This window comes from Dorea sp. AM10-31 (assembly GCF_003435815.1).
GTDB classification, from domain to species: domain Bacteria; phylum Bacillota; class Clostridia; order Lachnospirales; family Lachnospiraceae; genus Dorea_D; species Dorea_D hominis.
This window is the reverse complement of record NZ_QTUV01000005.1, coordinates 160,849-178,389: the sequence shown is the minus strand read 5'-3', so window position 1 is coordinate 178,389 and position 17,541 is coordinate 160,849. Positions and strand designations below refer to the sequence as shown.

General features: G+C 40.7%; 10 protein-coding genes. All 10 read left to right on the top strand.

Annotated elements, in window-relative coordinates; genetic code table 11:
- The first annotated feature begins 31 nt into the window (after positions 1–31).
- The 10 genes from DW125_RS14260 to DW125_RS09475 all read left to right on the top strand — a co-directional run bounded on the left by DW125_RS14260 (position 32) and on the right by DW125_RS09475 (position 17,465).
- Positions 32–2,470: a leucine-rich repeat protein gene (locus DW125_RS14260; protein ID WP_242992948.1), complete on the top strand. Its 2,439-nt coding sequence runs from the start codon at positions 32–34 to the stop codon at positions 2,468–2,470.
- A gap of 55 nt (positions 2,471–2,525) precedes the next feature.
- Positions 2,526–3,227: a DNA alkylation repair protein gene (locus DW125_RS09510; RefSeq protein WP_117537975.1), complete on the top strand. Its 702-nt coding sequence runs from the start codon at positions 2,526–2,528 to the stop codon at positions 3,225–3,227.
- 144 nt (positions 3,228–3,371) lie between these two features.
- Positions 3,372–4,730, top strand: a complete 1,359-nt coding sequence (locus DW125_RS09505) for a peptide MFS transporter (protein WP_021859633.1) — start codon at positions 3,372–3,374, stop codon at positions 4,728–4,730.
- Positions 4,731–4,806: 76 nt separating this feature from the next.
- Positions 4,807–6,594, top strand: coding sequence for an aminopeptidase P family N-terminal domain-containing protein (locus DW125_RS09500; protein WP_117537974.1), 1,788 nt, complete (start codon positions 4,807–4,809; stop codon positions 6,592–6,594).
- Between the two features lie 281 nt (positions 6,595–6,875).
- Positions 6,876–8,684: a GGDEF domain-containing protein gene (locus DW125_RS09495; RefSeq protein WP_117537973.1), complete on the top strand. Its 1,809-nt coding sequence runs from the start codon at positions 6,876–6,878 to the stop codon at positions 8,682–8,684.
- Positions 8,685–8,731: 47 nt separating this feature from the next.
- Positions 8,732–9,724 carry a helix-turn-helix transcriptional regulator gene (locus DW125_RS09490; RefSeq protein WP_117537972.1) on the top strand — a complete coding sequence of 331 codons (993 nt, stop codon included), beginning with the start codon at positions 8,732–8,734 and terminating at the stop codon, positions 9,722–9,724.
- Positions 9,714–10,346: an SGNH/GDSL hydrolase family protein gene (locus DW125_RS09485; protein WP_117537971.1), complete on the top strand. Its 633-nt coding sequence runs from the start codon at positions 9,714–9,716 to the stop codon at positions 10,344–10,346. The genes DW125_RS09490 and DW125_RS09485 overlap by 11 nt, the downstream gene beginning before the upstream one ends.
- A gap of 99 nt (positions 10,347–10,445) precedes the next feature.
- Complete coding sequence (locus DW125_RS09480) at positions 10,446–12,911, top strand: leucine-rich repeat protein (protein WP_117537970.1); 2,466 nt, start codon at positions 10,446–10,448, stop codon at positions 12,909–12,911.
- 204 nt (positions 12,912–13,115) lie between these two features.
- A complete protein-coding gene (locus tag DW125_RS14025; protein WP_021859627.1) occupies positions 13,116–13,271 on the top strand; it encodes a hypothetical protein in 156 nt (51 codons plus the stop codon).
- A gap of 294 nt (positions 13,272–13,565) precedes the next feature.
- Positions 13,566–17,465 (top strand): InlB B-repeat-containing protein, encoded by a 3,900-nt coding sequence (locus DW125_RS09475; RefSeq protein WP_117537969.1) that lies wholly within the window; start codon positions 13,566–13,568, stop codon positions 17,463–17,465.
- Positions 17,466–17,541 lie beyond the last annotated feature (76 nt).

Here is a 17,541-nt window from a genome sequence, read left to right as displayed (position 1 = left end):
TTATGTAGAAACAAAAAGTGAGGTTTTGCGTATGAAAAAGAAACAAATAGAACGATTAGGCAAATGCGTGCTTGGCGGTGTGCTTGCAATTACAATGATGGCGTCATTAATGCCAGGAATGAGCGAAGTAAAAGCGGACGAAAAGGCATCGATGCAGAATGTCCGGGAGGCAGATGAGATCTCCGCAGAGAAGATCGGGCATCTGATGGGAGATGATAATTCAGAAAATGCGAAGCATCTGATCATGCCGGATGAATATTTTTATATTGATCCGGAGCTTAAGGTGACACATGATACCAGAACAGATGGCGTTCCTTATGTAACACTGACATTGCTACGTGCAAGATTAGAACTTGAAGAGCTGCGTGCCTATGATTCCAAGCTGGTACGAAGCAAGCTGGATACAAGCAAGATTATAACAGATGCAAGTGATCCGGTGCTTACGAATACGTATAATATCTGGAAAATGGGTGAAAATTCACTGTCAGAGTCCGTGAAAAAAAGTGTGGATATGGATATCATGTCAATATCACCTATAGGCTACAGAAACAAGACAGGTTTGCCATGCATTGTGGAAGCGATCCGGGGGAGCGGCTTTGATTTTGTAAGTGAAGTAAAAGACAGTGCAGGACTTACAGTCGCAAATACGGTCGAGAATACATGGAGCGGCTGTACGCTTTGTTTCTTTGAGCCATATTATCTGCTGACATATAAAGATGTGACGGAAGAAGAATCTAAAAATTTTCCGGATCGCTATTATATAAAAAGAGAAAAACAGGAAATAAGACTCCCGGCAATCGTAAGACCCGGATTTCATTTTAAAGAGTGGAGCGGAGGATTGTATTTCGCAGATAAGAAGCGAGATGGCAGTGACACGGTTTATACATTTGACTGGGAAAATAATATAGAAAAGGCAACGTACAACTGGGGTGATGAGGAACTGTATCCGGTTTTTGAGGAAGGTGATACCATCACATTCCATGGAAATGGCGGGACTATCGATGGTAAAGGACAGATCACTTATGAACTGGATCAGGAAAGTGATAATTTCTTTGATATCGGGAAATATGTACCGAAGAGGAAGGGATATACATTCCTTGGCTGGTGTTATAAACCGACGGCATATTATGACAGTCTGATTAAAGATACCAGTAATTATGACTGGGTAAGGAAATGTACGGATAATGGTTTTGACCGGAATCTATATGCAAAATGGGCAGAAGACAGTGATGAAGAACTAGAGACAAAAGGCTATAAACTGGATGAAAAAACAGGGGCGCTTACGATTATTACAGATCAGGGGATGCTTGGATGGAATACGCTTTGCAATGAAACAGATGATAAGTGTAAAGAAAAAGTCAAATCTATTACCATAGGCGGAGATGTAAAAGAGATTGACAGCTGGATGTTTACAAACTGTGAAAATCTGGAAACTGTGAAACTATCTTCAAAAGTGCGGGAAATTGGAAAATATGCATTTTATGGATGCAAGTCTTTAAAGAATGTGGAGATGCCAGGGGTGTCTTCGATTTACGACAGTGCATTTGAAGAATGTTCGTCTCTTGTAAAAGTGACATTTCCGGACACAATACAGGTTATCAATAATGAAGTGTTTAGAAATTGTTCTGCTTTAAAAGAAGTGGTATTTGAAAAAGAAGAACAACCACCGTATTTGCGAATCTATTCCAGTGCATTTGAAGGATGTCATAAAGATCTGACCATCCGGGTAAAAACTTCGCTCCTGAAGGAATTTAAAGAGGAAATCCTGCCGGATTTTGCAGATAAAATTACAGACGAAGCAGGTTCCATACCGACACCGGATCCTGAAGATCCGTGTGCAGGAGGACATCAGACAGAAAATATTCTTACAAAAGCAACTTTAAAAACGGATGGTAAGATAGAAGAGCGTTGCAAGATATGTAAGAAAGTGATTGGAACAAAAACAATTGCAAAGATTGCAGATGTAAAACTTTCCGGAAATAGTTATGTATATGACGGCAAGACGAAAACACCATCCGTAACAGTAAAGAACAGCAAAGGCAAGACACTTGCAAAAATAGATTATTCCATAGCGTATGCGAAGGGACGCAAGAATGTCGGAAGTTATACTGTAATGATCACACTGAAGAATAATTACAGCGGAACAGTGAAGAAGACATTTAAGATCGTTCCGAAGACAACAAGCATTTCCAAACTGACAGCAGGTAAGAAAAAGCTAACAGTGAAGTGGAAAAAACAGGCGACACAGACGACCGGATATCAGTTGCAGTACGGAACATCGTCTAAGTTCAAGGGTGCAAAGACCGTGACGATCACGAAGAATAAAACAGTGAGCAAAGCGATTTTCAAGTTAAAAGCAAAGAAGAAATATTACGTAAGAATCCGCACTTATAAAACGGTAAAAGTAAACGGAAAATCTGTGAAACTTTATTCTGCATGGAGCAAAGCAAAATCGAGGCTTACAAAATAAATAAGAAATAAAATGTGGAAAATAATAGATGCAATGAATAAGAGGTGGAAATAAAATGAATAAAAAGGCTGTAATTGATAATATACAAAAAGAACTCTTTGCCATGCAGGACACCGGGTATCGGGATTTCCATATGAAACTGATGCCTACGGTAGATCCGGAGCGTGTGATCGGAGTAAGGACTCCGGCACTACGTGCATTTGCAAAAAAGTATGGAAAGACAGAAGAAGCAAAACAGTTCGTAGAAGTATTGCCACATCAGTATTATGAAGAGAATAATTTACATGGACTTCTGCTGGAACAGGGGAAAAATTACGAAAAATGTGTAAAAGATCTGGATCGTTTTCTTCCCTATGTGGATAACTGGGCGACCTGTGATCTTCTGGCCGTGAAAATCGTAAAGAAACATCTGGATCTATTCATTAAAGAGGTTTACCGTTGGATGGAATCGGAGCATACTTATACGATCCGTTTTGGGATAAATATGCTGATGCGCTATTATCTGGAAGATGAATTTAAGCTGGAATATCCGGAAAAAGTTGCAGCTATCCGGTCGGAAGAATACTATGTCAACATGATGCGTGCCTGGTATTTTGCAACTGCGCTGGCGAAGCAGTATGAAGCAATTATTCCTTATCTGGAAGAGAAGCGGATGGATACGTGGACGCACAATAAGACAATCCAGAAAGCGATCGAGAGCTACCGGATAACGCCAGAACAGAAGGTGTATCTGCGGACGTTGCGTGTGAAAAAGTAAATATTTTAACCTATAAGTTTTTCTTCTTTTGGTATATGTTTTCAATGTTGGAAATTATCGGATTAAAGCGATAAAATCAATTATATCAGCTGCCGGGGAGGGGAATACCGGCGCGTAACAAGAGAAAAGAGAGGTTAAAAAGAAATGGAGACAAAGAAAAAGGGATTTCCTACGGCATTCTGGACATGTGCCGCAACCGAGATCTTTGAGCGTCTGTCTTACTATCTGGGACGTTCACTGATCCTGATTTTCGCAACAGCAACCGTAGCAACAGGAGGACTTGGACTGTCCGACACTGTTGCAGCAAATATGCAGTCGAACTTGACCGCATTTTCTTATCTGCTTCCGTTATTCGGAGGAATCGTAGTTGACCGTTATATCGGTGCAAAATATACGACACCGGTCGGTATGATGATTGCCGGAGTCGGATATTACATGGGTTCTGTGGCAACAACAGCAACTGGTGTTTACGCCATGATCTTCCTTGTAAGTTTAGGTCTTGCGTTATTTAAAAACGGACCGATCATCGGACGAGTTATCACTGAAAAAGAGCAGATGGACCCGGCGTTCGCTATGCGTTACACACTTGTAAATGTCGGTGCATTCATAGGTACTTTCCTTGTAGGTATTCTTTACAAAGATGTATTTGCAAAAGACGGAGTATTAGGATTTGCTCCTTGCTTTAAAATTGCAGCACTGATCATGTTCCTTGGAGCATGCTGGTATTTCTTCGTATGCTGGCGTTTCCTCGGAGATGTTGGAAAACGTCCGTTCAAGAAGACAAAGACACAGGAAGAGCTTGCAATTGATGCAGAAAAAACAGTAGAAGAGAAAAAAGAGACGAAAAAAGAGCCACTTACTACGATTGAGAAAAAACGTATCGGTGCGATCCTTATTGCATCTCTGTTCTCCATTATTTTCTGGATCTTCTGGTATCTTGGATACCTTCCGGTATATTATTACTGGGCAGATAACATGAACTGGGTAGTTGCAGGCTATGAAGTTCCATCTACATGGTTTGATGCAGCAAACTCAATGTTCTGTGTAATCTTAGGACCTGTGACAGCAGCACTCTGGAGAAAGCTGGCTGCAAGACCGCAGGGAGACATGAGTCTGTTCAGAAAGACAGGACTTGGAATTGCAATCATCGGACTTGGATACATCTTCTATGCAGTAATTGATATTGCAAGAGGCGGACACAAAGCAAGCGTATTATGGCTGATCGTATTCGCATTCCTTCTGACACTTGGAGAGATGTTCTTCTCACCACTGGGACATTCATTCATCAGTAAATATTCCCCAAGCCGTTACCTGGCGCTGATGATGTCTATGTGGGGATTTGCAACATTTATCGCAGCTAAGAGCTACGGTCCGGTATACGGAATCTTATTTGGTGGAAATATTCCATTCAAGACAGCATGTATCGGAATTGCCGTTGTATCTTTTGTGGCAGCAGCAATTATGATCGCGTTAGACAAACGATTATCCGCGTTAGTAGATTAATAATGAATTTTATGAGCTATATATTTCGTGCAGAATTATATAGCTCATGTAATATAACAGAAAAGAGGTATGTTTCATGGGAGTAAAAGAAAGACTTAGTTGTCTCAGAAAATTAATGGAAGAAAAAGGAATTGACTTTTATGTAATTCCAACTGCAGATTTTCATCAGAGTGAGTATGTAGGAGAATATTTCAAGGCACGTAAATATATGACTGGATTTTCCGGATCTGCAGGAACAGCTGTAATCTCAAAAGACTGGGCAGGAATGTGGACAGACGGAAGATATTTTATCCAGGCGGCAAAACAGATGGAGGGTACAACCGTAGAGCTTATGAAAATGCGTGAGCCGGGAGTTCCGACTATCGAAGAATATTTAGAAGAACACCTGCCGGAAAATGGTGTGATCGGATTTGATGGACGTGTTGTATCTATGGGAGAAGGTCTTGGATATGAGACAATTGCTCGAAAGAAAAACGGAGGAATTGTTTACGAATATGATCTGGTAGATCAGTTCTGGGAGGATCGCCCGAAACTTTCTGAAGAGCCTGCATTTATTCTTGAGGAGAAATATGCAGGAGAATCCGTAGCTGATAAATTAAAGAGAATCCGTGAAGTAATGAAAGAAGAAGGAGCAGATATACATATTCTTACAACACTGGACGATATCTGCTGGACTCTGAACATGCGTGGAAATGATATTGATTTCTTCCCAATGGTATTGTCTTATGCAGTCATTACAATGGATGAAATGTTATTATATATTGATGAGAGAAAATTATCTGATGAAATGAAAGCTATTTATGCAAAAGATGGTGTTACAATTCATCCGTATAATGCAATATATGAAGATATGAAACATCTTTCTATAGAAAATACAGCACTTCTGGATGCGTCAAAGACTAATTATGCAATTTATAAGAACATTCCGGAAGAAATGAAAAAAGTAGACACACGCAATCCGGAGATTCTTTTTAAAGCAATTAAGAATCCGGTAGAGATTGAAAATATCCGTAAAGCACAGATCAAAGACAGCATTGCACATGTTCGTTTTATGAAATGGTTAAAAGAAAATGTAGGTAAGATGAAGATTACAGAGATGAGCGCATCTGACAAGCTGGATGAATTGCGTATAGAGCAGGGAAATTTCATCCGTCCAAGTTTTGAACCAATCAGTGCATATGGAGAACATGCAGCACTTTGCCATTACACATCATCAAAAGAGACAGACGTAGAGCTGAAAGAAGGAAATGTATTCTTAACAGATACAGGAGCTGGATTCTACGAAGGATCTACAGATATTACAAGAACCTATGTATTAGGTGAGATCCCGAATATTATGAAAGAGCACTTTACACTGGTAGCAATCAGTAATCTCCAGCTTGCAAGCGCAAAAATGTTAAAAGGCTGCAATGGAATGAATCTGGATATTCTGGCAAGAAAGCCGTTCTGGGATAGAGCATTGAACTTTAATCATGGAACCGGACATGGTATGGGTTACCTGCTAAATATCCATGAAGGACCGACAAATTTCCGCTGGGCATATCGCAAAAATGATACTCACCAGTTTGAACCGGGAATTGTTATTACAGATGAGCCGGGAATTTATATTGAAGGTTCCCACGGAGTCCGTCTGGAAAATGAACTTCTTGTAAAAGAATGGAAGAAGAATGAATATGGAGAATTCCTCTGCTTTGAGACAATCACATACGTACCAATGGATCTTGACGGAATCAAAGCGGACATGATGTCTGAAGAAGAGAAACGTCTTCTGAATGATTATCATGCACTGGTATATGAAAAAATTGCGCCACATCTTAACGAAGAGGAAAGAGAATGGCTGAAGAAATATACAAGAGCGATTTAAGAAAGTTTTTCATATTACAATTAGAATAAATCATTATACATCTTTCAACAAAGCGGGGTTCTTTACGTAAAGTAAAGGACCTCGTTTCTATATATTAGCAAGATATTCAAGAAATTATCTGCCATCTTTGTTATGACCATAACAATAATTATGCTATAATAAAAGTGACTTAGTTTGTGAAGATTAATTACTTTTTGCTATGACAATGGAGAATGTAAGAACCTGTGATTGTAAAATGTACAAAAGACCGATAATAAAGATAACGGATGGAAAGTTAGAGTATGAGATTTGGAAAAAAGCAAGTGAAAAAAAGAAAATGGATGAAAGTGGTCTGTCTGATTATTTTTATTCTTATATCGGCGTTATTTCTGGAAGACCGGCTTCTTGATTATGTAAATAACCGGAACATAAGGAATACGTCAGAAGTTCTGCTGGATCAGGTGGCAGGGATCATTGAGAGAAATACAGATGACGAAAAAGAGATGATCCAGTCGTTGAAGGAAGATTATATGGTGCGGGCAAAGGCGGTAGCATATATTCTGGATGCAAATGAGAAGACAGAGCATGATGTGCCGGAACTACAGAAGATCGCGAAGCTGATGTCTGTCGATGAAGTGCATCTGTTTGATAAGAGCGGTAAGGTTTACAGCGGAACGGTGCCGAAATACTACGGATATAATTTCAGCTCCGGCAAGCAGATCGCATATTTTAAACCAATGTTGAAAAATAAAAAGCTTACGATGTGTCAGGATGTGACACCGAATACATCAGAAGGAAAGAAGATGATGTATGCGATCACATGGAATGATGCAGGAACCCGTATGATCCAGGTAGGTGTAGAGCCGGTGCGTCTTCTGGAAAAACTGAAACGAAATGAAATAAAATCCGTTGTCAGCAATATGCCGGTGTATGAAGGAATCGACATCTATGTAGCAGACACAAAAAGCGGAAAGATCTATGGTGCAACGGATTCCAGAAAGATTGGCAATAAACTGAAACAGTTAAAAATCAGCAAGAGCAGAAGTGTTTCACGGAATATCGACGGCTATACAGTCGGAGTGGTATACGATATGACACATCTTAACGGAAGTAATGCAGTGGCAATGCTGAGTGTGATGTTGTATCTGCTTATTGCAACGATTATACTTCTGATTATGATCGCAAGAGTATTGAGAATAAACAGGGAAAAGGAAGAGCAGTATGCAGTGCTGGCAACGATGGCAGGACTCAACCACAGTATGTATGTGATCAAACTTAGGGAAAATAAGATCATGCGTTATGGCGGAGCTGAAATCGGTGAAGAAAATATAGAAGGAAGTTATTATGAAGATGCAGATGTGCGTATGCGTGCGCTTCTGGAAAATAGAACCGCAGAAGAGTACCGGGAGGCAGCAGGAGAATTTGTAGATCTGCATACACTTCCTGAACGAATGGAAGGAGAGAAATATATATCCGGAGATTTTATAGGAACAACGCTTGGCTGGTTCCAAGCGTCGTTTATTGCGATTCAGCAGGATGAAGAACAACGTCCGGTGAGTGTAATATTTGCGGTGCGAAGTATTGAATATGAAAAACGGAAAGAAGAGCAGCTGCTCCGGTCATCCACTACAGACGAGCTGACAAGATGCTATAACCGGCGTGCCTATGAGCAGGATATAAAGGAACTGACAGCAGATAAGAAGTTCCTTTATCTGACTGCGGATGTAAATGGTCTGAAAGCGGTCAATGACCGGCTGGGACATGCCGCCGGAGATGAGTTGCTCTGCGGTGTTGCAGGCTGCATGAAACAGAGCTTTGATGATTATGGAAAAGTCTACCGTGTCGGCGGCGATGAATTTGTCACAATCCTGTTTACAGATGAGGAACAGTTTGGGATTATTAAGCAGAATTTTGATTTGCTTGTGGATAACTGGTCCGGTGACACAGTGCCACATATGAGTGTCTCCTGCGGAGCAGTCTGGAGTGATGAACGGCAGTGGGAGTCTGTCCGTGAAATTGCGAAGCTCGCAGACCAGCGGATGTATGAGAAGAAAGCGGAGCATTATGCGAGACGGAAGAGCGATTTCCAGAACTGGATGTATAAGAGATAGGGCAGTAGAAAAAGTGGGAAACGTGTAGAAGCAAGGGAGAGAACGCAATGCCAAAAGGAACGAATCAGAAATTCAAACTCTATCGTCTGGCGCAGATCATGCTGGAGCGGACAGACGAAGAGCATTATATTACAATGCCGGAGATTATGGAGGCACTGAAAGAATACGATATCACTGCGGAGCGTAAGAGTATTTACACGGATCTCAGGGATCTGGAGACATTTGGGATCGATGTGGAGGGAGAACAGGTCGGAAACCGTTATCACTATCATGTGGTGAACCGCCCATTTGAGATGCCGGAGCTGAAGCTTCTGGTGGATGCAATCCAGTCTTCCAAGTTTATTACCGCAAGAAAGACGAATGATCTGATTCGCAAACTGGAGACGTTTGTCAGCAGATACGATGCCATGAAATTGCAGAGGCAGGTATATGTCTCGGGACGGATCAAGACGATGAATGAGAGTATCTATTATACTGTAGACGAGATCCATAATGCGATTTCCGAAAATAAAAAGATCTGTTTTCAATATTTCCAGTGGAATGTGAAGAAGGAAATGGAACTGCGCCATGGTGGAGCATATTATCGTATCAGTCCGTGGGGTCTGTCCTGGGATGATGAGAACTATTATCTGGTTGGTTATGATTCAGATGCGCAGATGATCAAGCATTACCGGGTGGATAAGATGCTGAATCTTCGGATGATAGATGAGCGTCGGGAGGGCAGAGATCACTTTAAGAAGCTGGACATGGCAGATTATGCGAAGAAGAGCTTCGGGATGTACGGTGGAAAAGAGCAGGATGTGAAAATGCTGGTGGAAAATCATCTGGCGGGCGTTATGATTGACCGTTTTGGCAAGGATATTATGATGGTGCCGGTGGATAAGGAGCATTTCTCTGTGAAAGTACAGGTGCATGTCAGCAGGCAGTTCCTTGGCTGGGTAATCTCGCTTGGCGAGGGTATTAAGATCATCGGACCGGATGAAGTGGCAGGACAGATGAAGCAGGAGATTAAGAGGCTTGTGGAGCAGTATGGAGAATAAGATGGCAGGAACGATCATTTGTTACGGAGATTCGAATACGTTCGGGTATGATTCCCGCATGGGTACAGAAGGAAGATTTCCGAAAGAGATAAGATGGACGGGAATCCTGGATGGCAGAACAGAATACAAAGTGAAAAATCATGGGATCTGCGGAAGATGTATTCCGGAGATGACAGGACAGATGGATTTTATTTGCAAACAGATCAAATCCTGGGCGAAAAAAGCTGCACCGATATGGTTGTTTCTTATGCTTGGGACGAATGATATCCTGAATGCGGCAGAACCATCGGCAGAAAAGACCGCAGAGAAAATGAAGCATTTTCTGGAAAGATTACAGGAAACGCCGGAAGTAAGTGAGGGAAAGATAGAATTATGTCTGCTTGTCCCGCCGATGATGAAGCGTGGCTCGTGGGTTTCGGATGACCGGATTGTGACAGAATCACGGAAGATTGGCGAATTGTACGGGGCATTAGCAGAGCAGCTTGGCATCAGGTGCATAGATTGTGGCAAATGGGAGCTGCCGCTTCTATATGACGGTGTGCATTTGTCTGAGGAAGGACATGCGGAATTCGCGGAGTATCTGATAGCAGAGCTTGGGATGTTTGAGTCCGGGATTGTATAATAGATGTATGCAGTAAAGAAAATAATGAAATTAATAGAAGGGACAGTTCATAATAAAAGGTTATCTATAAATACACTGCAGTAGGATGGAGGAGAGCAAATGAAAAAGAAACGATTAGAAGGTGTACTCCTGGCGTTTGCGGTGGCGGTGTCCACGGTATTTGCGCCGGTGAATGTGGCAGCTGCTGACAGCGCGGAGAGTAAGAGTGTGACGTTGCAGGATTCTGCAAAGGATCAGAACGGAAAACAGACAGAAAAACCGGGAAAATATGTGTTGAAGGATAAGAAAAACAAGGCTGCCGGTGTTCGTGCGCGGGTAGCAAGTGTAGATTCCATGACATATGACTGGGATGACACCACGCAGACGCTGACAGTCAGCGGAACAGGAAAAGTTGTCGGGAATTATGACACCAGTTATCCGCTGAGCGCTTATAAAAATAAGGCTCGTAAAATTATTTTACAGGATGGAATTACAGAGATTGGTACACAGGCGTTTGCTAATTTCTCAAATTTGACAGAAGTTGATTTTCCGTCAACATTGAAGAAAATCGGGGAAGCGGCATTTTACAGATGTAGCGAACTGACAAGTGCAGAATTACCGGGGGCATTGACGACACTGTCGAGAGCAGCATTTGCCGATTGCAGTGCATTTGCTGATTTAGTACTTCCTAAAAAGCTGCAACAGATCGGAGATTATGCATTCCAGAATTGTGCATTGACGCAGATGACATTTCCGGCATCTGTAAACTATATATCATCACTTGCATTTTATGGATGTAGTGGATTACAGGGATTTCAGGTAGCAGCCGGAAATGCGAAATACAGTGCTTCAGAAGGTGTATTATTTGAGGCGAAGAAGACAACGTTAGTTCTATATCCGATGGGAAGACAGGCTGAATCCTATCAAATCCCGGGTTCCGTAAAAACGATCGGAGAAAATGCATTTAACAATGCGAATGTCTCCGAAATTCTAATTCCAAAGACGGTCAGTGCGATTAATGAAGGTGCTTTTGCCGGAGCAAAAATAAAAACGTTGAATTTGCCTGGTTCCATAACAAGTCTTGGATTATATCTGTGTGAAGACTGCACGGAACTTCAGTCGGTGACGATTGGAAAAGGAATTAAGAGCCTTTCCTATAGAATGTTTTATAAATGCAGTTCTTTAACAGAAGTATCGCTTGGCAGTACATTAAACACACTGGATAGTCTGGCATTTGCATATTGTACATCTTTACAGCAGATTACAATTCCGGACAATGTGACTCAGATTTTAAATGGATGTTTCGGAGAATGTTCTGCATTGGAAAAAATAATATTTCCAAAGAAATTAAAAGAGATCGCATTTCAGGCATTTTTAAATTGTGGAAAACTGACATCAGTGACATTCCCATCAGCGCTGGAAAAGATTAACCGGGTAGCATTTTACGGAACCGGAATTAAAAAGGTAAAGATTCCGTCCTCTGTCACTTATATCGGACCGGAAGCATTTCCGGCAGGCACAGTGATGACCGGAATAAGTGGCCTGGCAAAGATGGATGATGGCTCTTATATGAAGATGGAAAAACTGCCGGTCAAGGTGAAATATGATTACAGTGCAGCATTTGATGTTGTAAAAAGAGTAAACAGTGAGAGAAGCAAGAGAGGACTTAAGACGCTTACGATGGATAAGCGGATGATTAAGGGCTCTATGCTTCGTGCAGCGGAACTTGCGATTGCATTTTCCCATACACGTCCGTCAGGAAGAGATTTCAATACGGTTTGTTATGACAGCAAACAGGGTTATATTATGCTGGGCGAGAATATTGCTGCCGGACAGACAAGCAGCAAGAGCGCCATGACTTCATGGATGAATTCGCAGGGACATAAGAAAAATATTCTTACGTCTGCTTATACGGGAATCGGCGTGGGTGCAGTTGTCGTAAACGGCGTGCATTACTGGGTACAGAATTTTTCAACGACCACAGTGCAGAAAGCATCGGCTTCTTCTTATAAGAATAAGAGTGCAAATGTAAACGTAGAGGTAACGAAAGAGCAGGACGGAAATCTGTTTTATATCAATCCGCTATATTCTTTCAGCATGAAGAAAGGAACGTCCAGAAGCATTTCTTACAGTATATTTAACAGCTTTGTAAATGTGCCGCTTGTTGCAGGCGGAATGAAATATACGGTATATACACCGTCCGTATGTAAAGTGTCAGCGTCCGGAAAAGTAACCGGATTGAAAGCAGGTAAGACAAAGATTAAAGTAGCGCCGCAAGCCGCGCCGTCTCTTGCAAAGACATTTACAGTAACGGTCAAAGGATCTTCTCTTGCAAAAGTAAGCTGGGGAAAATGCAGACGTTCTTCCAAAACAGTTCTGCTGCAGTGGAAGAAAGTGAAAGGCGCAACTGCTTATGAAATTTATCATTACAAGAATAAAAAATGGGTGAAAGTAACAACGACAGGTAAGACATCTTACAAGTATAAAAATGCGCCGAAGAATGGTTCTTACAAAGTGCGTGCATTAAAGAAATCAGGAAATAAGAAAATATACGGTTCGTTTTCAGCAGTGAAAAAGATCAGATAAGAAGCAGATAAGAGAGACAAAAAAATAAAAGCGAGGTATAAAGTCTAAGCTATTCAAATAGATTTTATACCCCGCTTTTTCTATGTTCAGCTAAAAGTATCATTCAGAGGATAAAAAAACACATTTGGGAGACATTATAAATTAGAAAAACGATTGAAAACGAGCATATTTTACCAAAATAAGGAACAAAGGAGAGAATGAAAAATGGTGGATGTAACAAATTTTGCACAGATGTTATTACCTTTTGTATTATTGGGGCAGGGAATATGGTTTCTGATAAACGGAATAGCGGAAGAGAAAAAGTGTACCAAGAATAAAGAAAAGGAAGTGGAAAAGAAGAAAGAAAAAGTTAGCGTATAATAAAAGTGTTTCCGCGAGAATAAAGAGTCCCGGATTTAATTCTGGGCTCTTTAATATTAGGTGATAAAAATGCAATAAGGCAGAAAATGTCAATTTTTAGTGAAAGAAAGTGAAAGGAATAGAACAGAAAAGTCTTTTAATTAGTAATAATGCTTTCTGAGCTATTAATCATCATATGAAAAAAATGAAAAAAATAATAAAAAAATGACCCTTTTTGACGGGAACCAATGTCTTAATAAGTATACAGAGACATTTTATGTAGACTTATAGATAAAGAAGTAAGGAGGAACATGTATGAAGAAGACAAGACGCTGGTTGGCGATGCTTCTCGCTGTAGTTTTAGTCAGTTCGAATGTAATCTATCAGCTTGGCACCAATATGAGTGCAAGTGAATCGGACAGTACAACGGAAGCACAGCAACAGGACGATTCTGCTGAGGAGAAAGCACAGCAGGAGGCGGCTTCGAATGCACACAAAAAAGACTCAGGAGAAGCCAAAGTTCAGGAGGTGAATACGGAGGAAGATAAGAATGCTTCGGACACTTCCAAGAAGACTCAGGTTACAGAAAAAACTGAGAAAAAGCAGGAGCAGACAGCAAAGAAAGCTGACACTGCAAAGAAAGCTAACGCTGCAAAGAAAGCAGATGCAAGCTCCGGCGATACAAAGAAAGATTCCGAGGAGAAAGCCTATAAAGCTACAATCCAGAAATCAAAACTGGATGGCGGTGATATTAAAGCATGGGGCTCTGACGGAAAGAAAGAGACTGTTGCTTACGCAGACAGCAAATATATGAAAGAAGTAAAAGAAGGCGACTCTTTTAATTTTGAGATCACTGTAAAGAATTCTTTCAAGCTGGACAAAGTAACAGACCAGAATAATAATACGATCCAGCCGAAGAAGGTGGATGGAAATGTTTATACATACAAAATTGCTGATGTAAAATCAGATAAGACATTTCATGTATTATATAAGGAAGAAACTAATTCAGACAAATCCAAAACAGATGTGAACAAGTCTGGTGACAACAAGAAGGATGATGCTGATGCATCTGACGATGGGGAGTCAGACTCGAAGGCGAACGAGGATAAGAACGTATCTGCAGCATCTGAAAAAGGTAAGATCGCGACAGTAGCGGATACAGATACTACTCAAACAATCCGAGTTGGGCAGACAGTGACATTGGATTCAAGCGATCAGGACAGGTATAATTTTTATACTCATAACTGGACTGTTGCAGATAAAAATAAAGTTAGATTAGAAGCGAATAGTGGCGTAAGTATTGAAGTGACAGGATTGCAGGAAGGGACAACAACTGTTACAGATACATATTCATGGGGGAATAGGCAACAATACACAAAAAAATATACGATCACTGTTCGTTCAGCCGTATTACCAACAGCAATCGCAATAACCGGAGCAGATAAAGTTACACAGTTCAAGACGATCAATCTTGGTTATACACTGACACCTTCCAATGCATCAGGCAAGGTTCAGTGGAGTTCATCCAACGAACAGATTCTGACAGTTGACTCCAACGGAACAGTCAGTGGTTTACGTCAGGGAACGGCTAATGTTACAGCAAGTGTTCAGGGCAGCAACGATACTGCAATCACTGCAACAAAGACGATCAAGGTTGTAGCAAACACACAATCAACAGATAGCGCAATCGTTTACTATCTGTTAGATCCTACAAAAGATGCAAACTCCAATGATTCAGGTAACTGGGGACCTGCATATGGAACCGCTACAGTGAATGTAACGAATGCTACATGGACAAATGACAAAAACTGTTTTGATAACGTCGATCAGCGTGTTGTATCATGGCCGAACGGAACAAATGTAGTTACGAGAGGTTCAGATGCATGGACTCAGATATTTAACAATTATAAATCTTCTATTCAGAATCAGCTTGGTGTAACTATCACCGAAGATGATGTAGAAGAGATCACATTGGTTCCGGCAAAGATTTCAAGAAATAATGGAACAAACCCGGACAAACATCTGGACTGTAATGTAAATATCAGATGTAAGAATGTTGCGACAGTAAAATATTATCTGTATGATGCCGGCGGTACAAACTTTAATATGTTAGGTTCCAAGAACTATGTGATTAACGGAACATCCACAACAAAACCGGGTGATGTTACTTCACAGCGGTTTCCGACAACAAAGACAGTTAATGGTGTAACATATACATTCTCCGGATGGTATACCAATCGGGAACTTACAGAGGCAGCACCTGCTTTCCCGGCAAAGGTTACAACATCAATTACTTACTATGCAAAATATGTTGCCGGATATCAGGTTATGTACGATCTGGCAGGTGGAAGTTTTTCTGACGGCTCAACAAGTGCAACAGAAAAACACGATGAAGGTACAAACGTAGTTGTAAGAACAGAACCTAAACGTAAAGGTTATACATTTACAGGCTGGACAGTTGAAGGACTGGATGTGTCTACTATTAATAGTGGAGATAATTTCAAGATGCCGGGCAACACTGTAAAACTTACGGCAAACTGGAAAGCTAAAAATATTGAAGATTACGTTTCCTTAACAACGAAAGATGTAACAGAAAAATATAACGGACAGCCACATCAGGCAGGACAAGCTACTGCGGTAGCAAAAGCAGGAAAAGATAATAAGGATATTGGAAATCTTAAGATTGAATATCAGATTCCTGGCACAGACACATGGACAACAGATCTCAGCAAGATTACAGCAACAAATGTATCTGACAGTACTACCGTGAAGGTCCGCGTGACAAGCGATGATCTGCTCGGTGAATTAACCGGTACAGAGGAACTGACGATCACAAAGAGAGATGTAACACTGACATCTGCAAGTGATGAGAAAGTTTACGACGGACAGCCGCTTACAAACCATGACGTAGCAGTAAGCGGAAAAGACGGATTTGTTAAGGGCGAAGGTGCGACATATAAAGTAACCGGAACCATTACAAATGTTGGTGAAAAAACAAACGCATTTACTTACAAGCTGAAGGAAAACACAAAAGAAGAGAACTATAACATTAGCACTAAAAATGGTACGCTCAAAGTTACTCCGGTAACAACGGAAGTAAAAGTTAAGATTACAGGACGTCAGAATGCAGTAACTTATGATGGAATAAAGCATACAGTTACAGGATATGATGTAACAGAAATCAGTAATGAACTTTACACAGCAGATGATTTCACATTCAGCGGAAAAGCAGAAGCAGTCGGAACAGATGCGGCTACTTATCCAATGGGACTTAAGACATCCCAGTTCGAGAATAAGAATGCGAACTTTACAAATGTAACATTTGAAGTAGTAGACGGAAGTCTTACAATCAATCCTCGTCAGATTACATTAAAATCAGCATCTGACAGCAAAGCATATGATAAGAAACCATTAATAAATCATAATGTAGAGATTGTTAGTGGAGAATTTGTATCCGGCGAAGGTATTGATAAATATAATGTAACCGGAAGTCAGACAGAAGTCGGTACAAGTGATAATACATTTGAGTATACGTTAAATGATAAAACAAAAGCTAAAAACTATCAGATTACAAAGGAGCCTGGTCAGTTAACTGTAACAAAGAATGCACAGGAAATTGTTGTTACTATCAAAGAAAACAGTGGAAAAGAGACATACGACGGAACAGAAAAATCTGTTTCAGGCTATACTGTTGAAAGTATTAAGCGTGGCGGAGAAAACACCGACGTATATACAGAAGAAGATTTCCAGATTAAAAATAGTGCAAAGGCTACAGTTAAAGGGAAAAATGCAGGTTCTTATGATATGAACCTGACACCAGACGATTTTGAAAACATCAATGACAGATTTGAAAATGTAACTTTTGTAATTGTAGATGGTAAACTCACAATTGAGAAACGTAAAGTTACATTAACATCTGCGGATGCTTCCAAAGAGTATGATGGTGAACCACTTACAAGCAATGAGATTACAGTTGGCGGTGAAGACGGATTTGTCGAGAACGAAGGCGTTACTTATACAGTAACCGGAGCACAGACAGCAGTCGGAAGCAGCGCAAACAGCTTTACTTACATTGCCAAAGACGGAACGAACCTTGACAACTATGACATTACAAAGACAGAAGGTACATTAACTGTTAAAAAGAATGACACTCTGGAAGTAAATGTTTACATTACCGGACATACAGATTCAAAGATGTATAATGGCAAAGAGTAGTTCGTAACAGGTTATGATGTAAGAACAAGCACAGGTCTGTATACAACAAATGATTTCACATTCAGCAAAGAATCAG

What these genes read in the sequence shown, in the direction of transcription:
- DW125_RS09485 (WP_117537971.1), top strand. Translation starts at nt 9,714, where the DNA reads ATGGAGAATAAGATGGCAGGAACGATCATTTGTTACGGAGATTCGAAT.
- DW125_RS09500 (WP_117537974.1), top strand. Translation starts at nt 4,807, where the DNA reads ATGGGAGTAAAAGAAAGACTTAGTTGTCTCAGAAAATTAATGGAAGAA.
- DW125_RS09510 (WP_117537975.1), top strand. Translation starts at nt 2,526, where the DNA reads ATGAATAAAAAGGCTGTAATTGATAATATACAAAAAGAACTCTTTGCC.
- DW125_RS09490 (WP_117537972.1), top strand. Translation starts at nt 8,732, where the DNA reads ATGCCAAAAGGAACGAATCAGAAATTCAAACTCTATCGTCTGGCGCAG.
- DW125_RS09505 (WP_021859633.1), top strand. Translation starts at nt 3,372, where the DNA reads ATGGAGACAAAGAAAAAGGGATTTCCTACGGCATTCTGGACATGTGCC.
- DW125_RS09495 (WP_117537973.1), top strand. Translation starts at nt 6,876, where the DNA reads ATGAGATTTGGAAAAAAGCAAGTGAAAAAAAGAAAATGGATGAAAGTG.
- DW125_RS09480 (WP_117537970.1), top strand. Translation starts at nt 10,446, where the DNA reads ATGAAAAAGAAACGATTAGAAGGTGTACTCCTGGCGTTTGCGGTGGCG.
- DW125_RS14260 (WP_242992948.1), top strand. Translation starts at nt 32, where the DNA reads ATGAAAAAGAAACAAATAGAACGATTAGGCAAATGCGTGCTTGGCGGT.
- DW125_RS09475 (WP_117537969.1), top strand. Translation starts at nt 13,566, where the DNA reads ATGAAGAAGACAAGACGCTGGTTGGCGATGCTTCTCGCTGTAGTTTTA.
- DW125_RS14025 (WP_021859627.1), top strand. Translation starts at nt 13,116, where the DNA reads ATGGTGGATGTAACAAATTTTGCACAGATGTTATTACCTTTTGTATTA.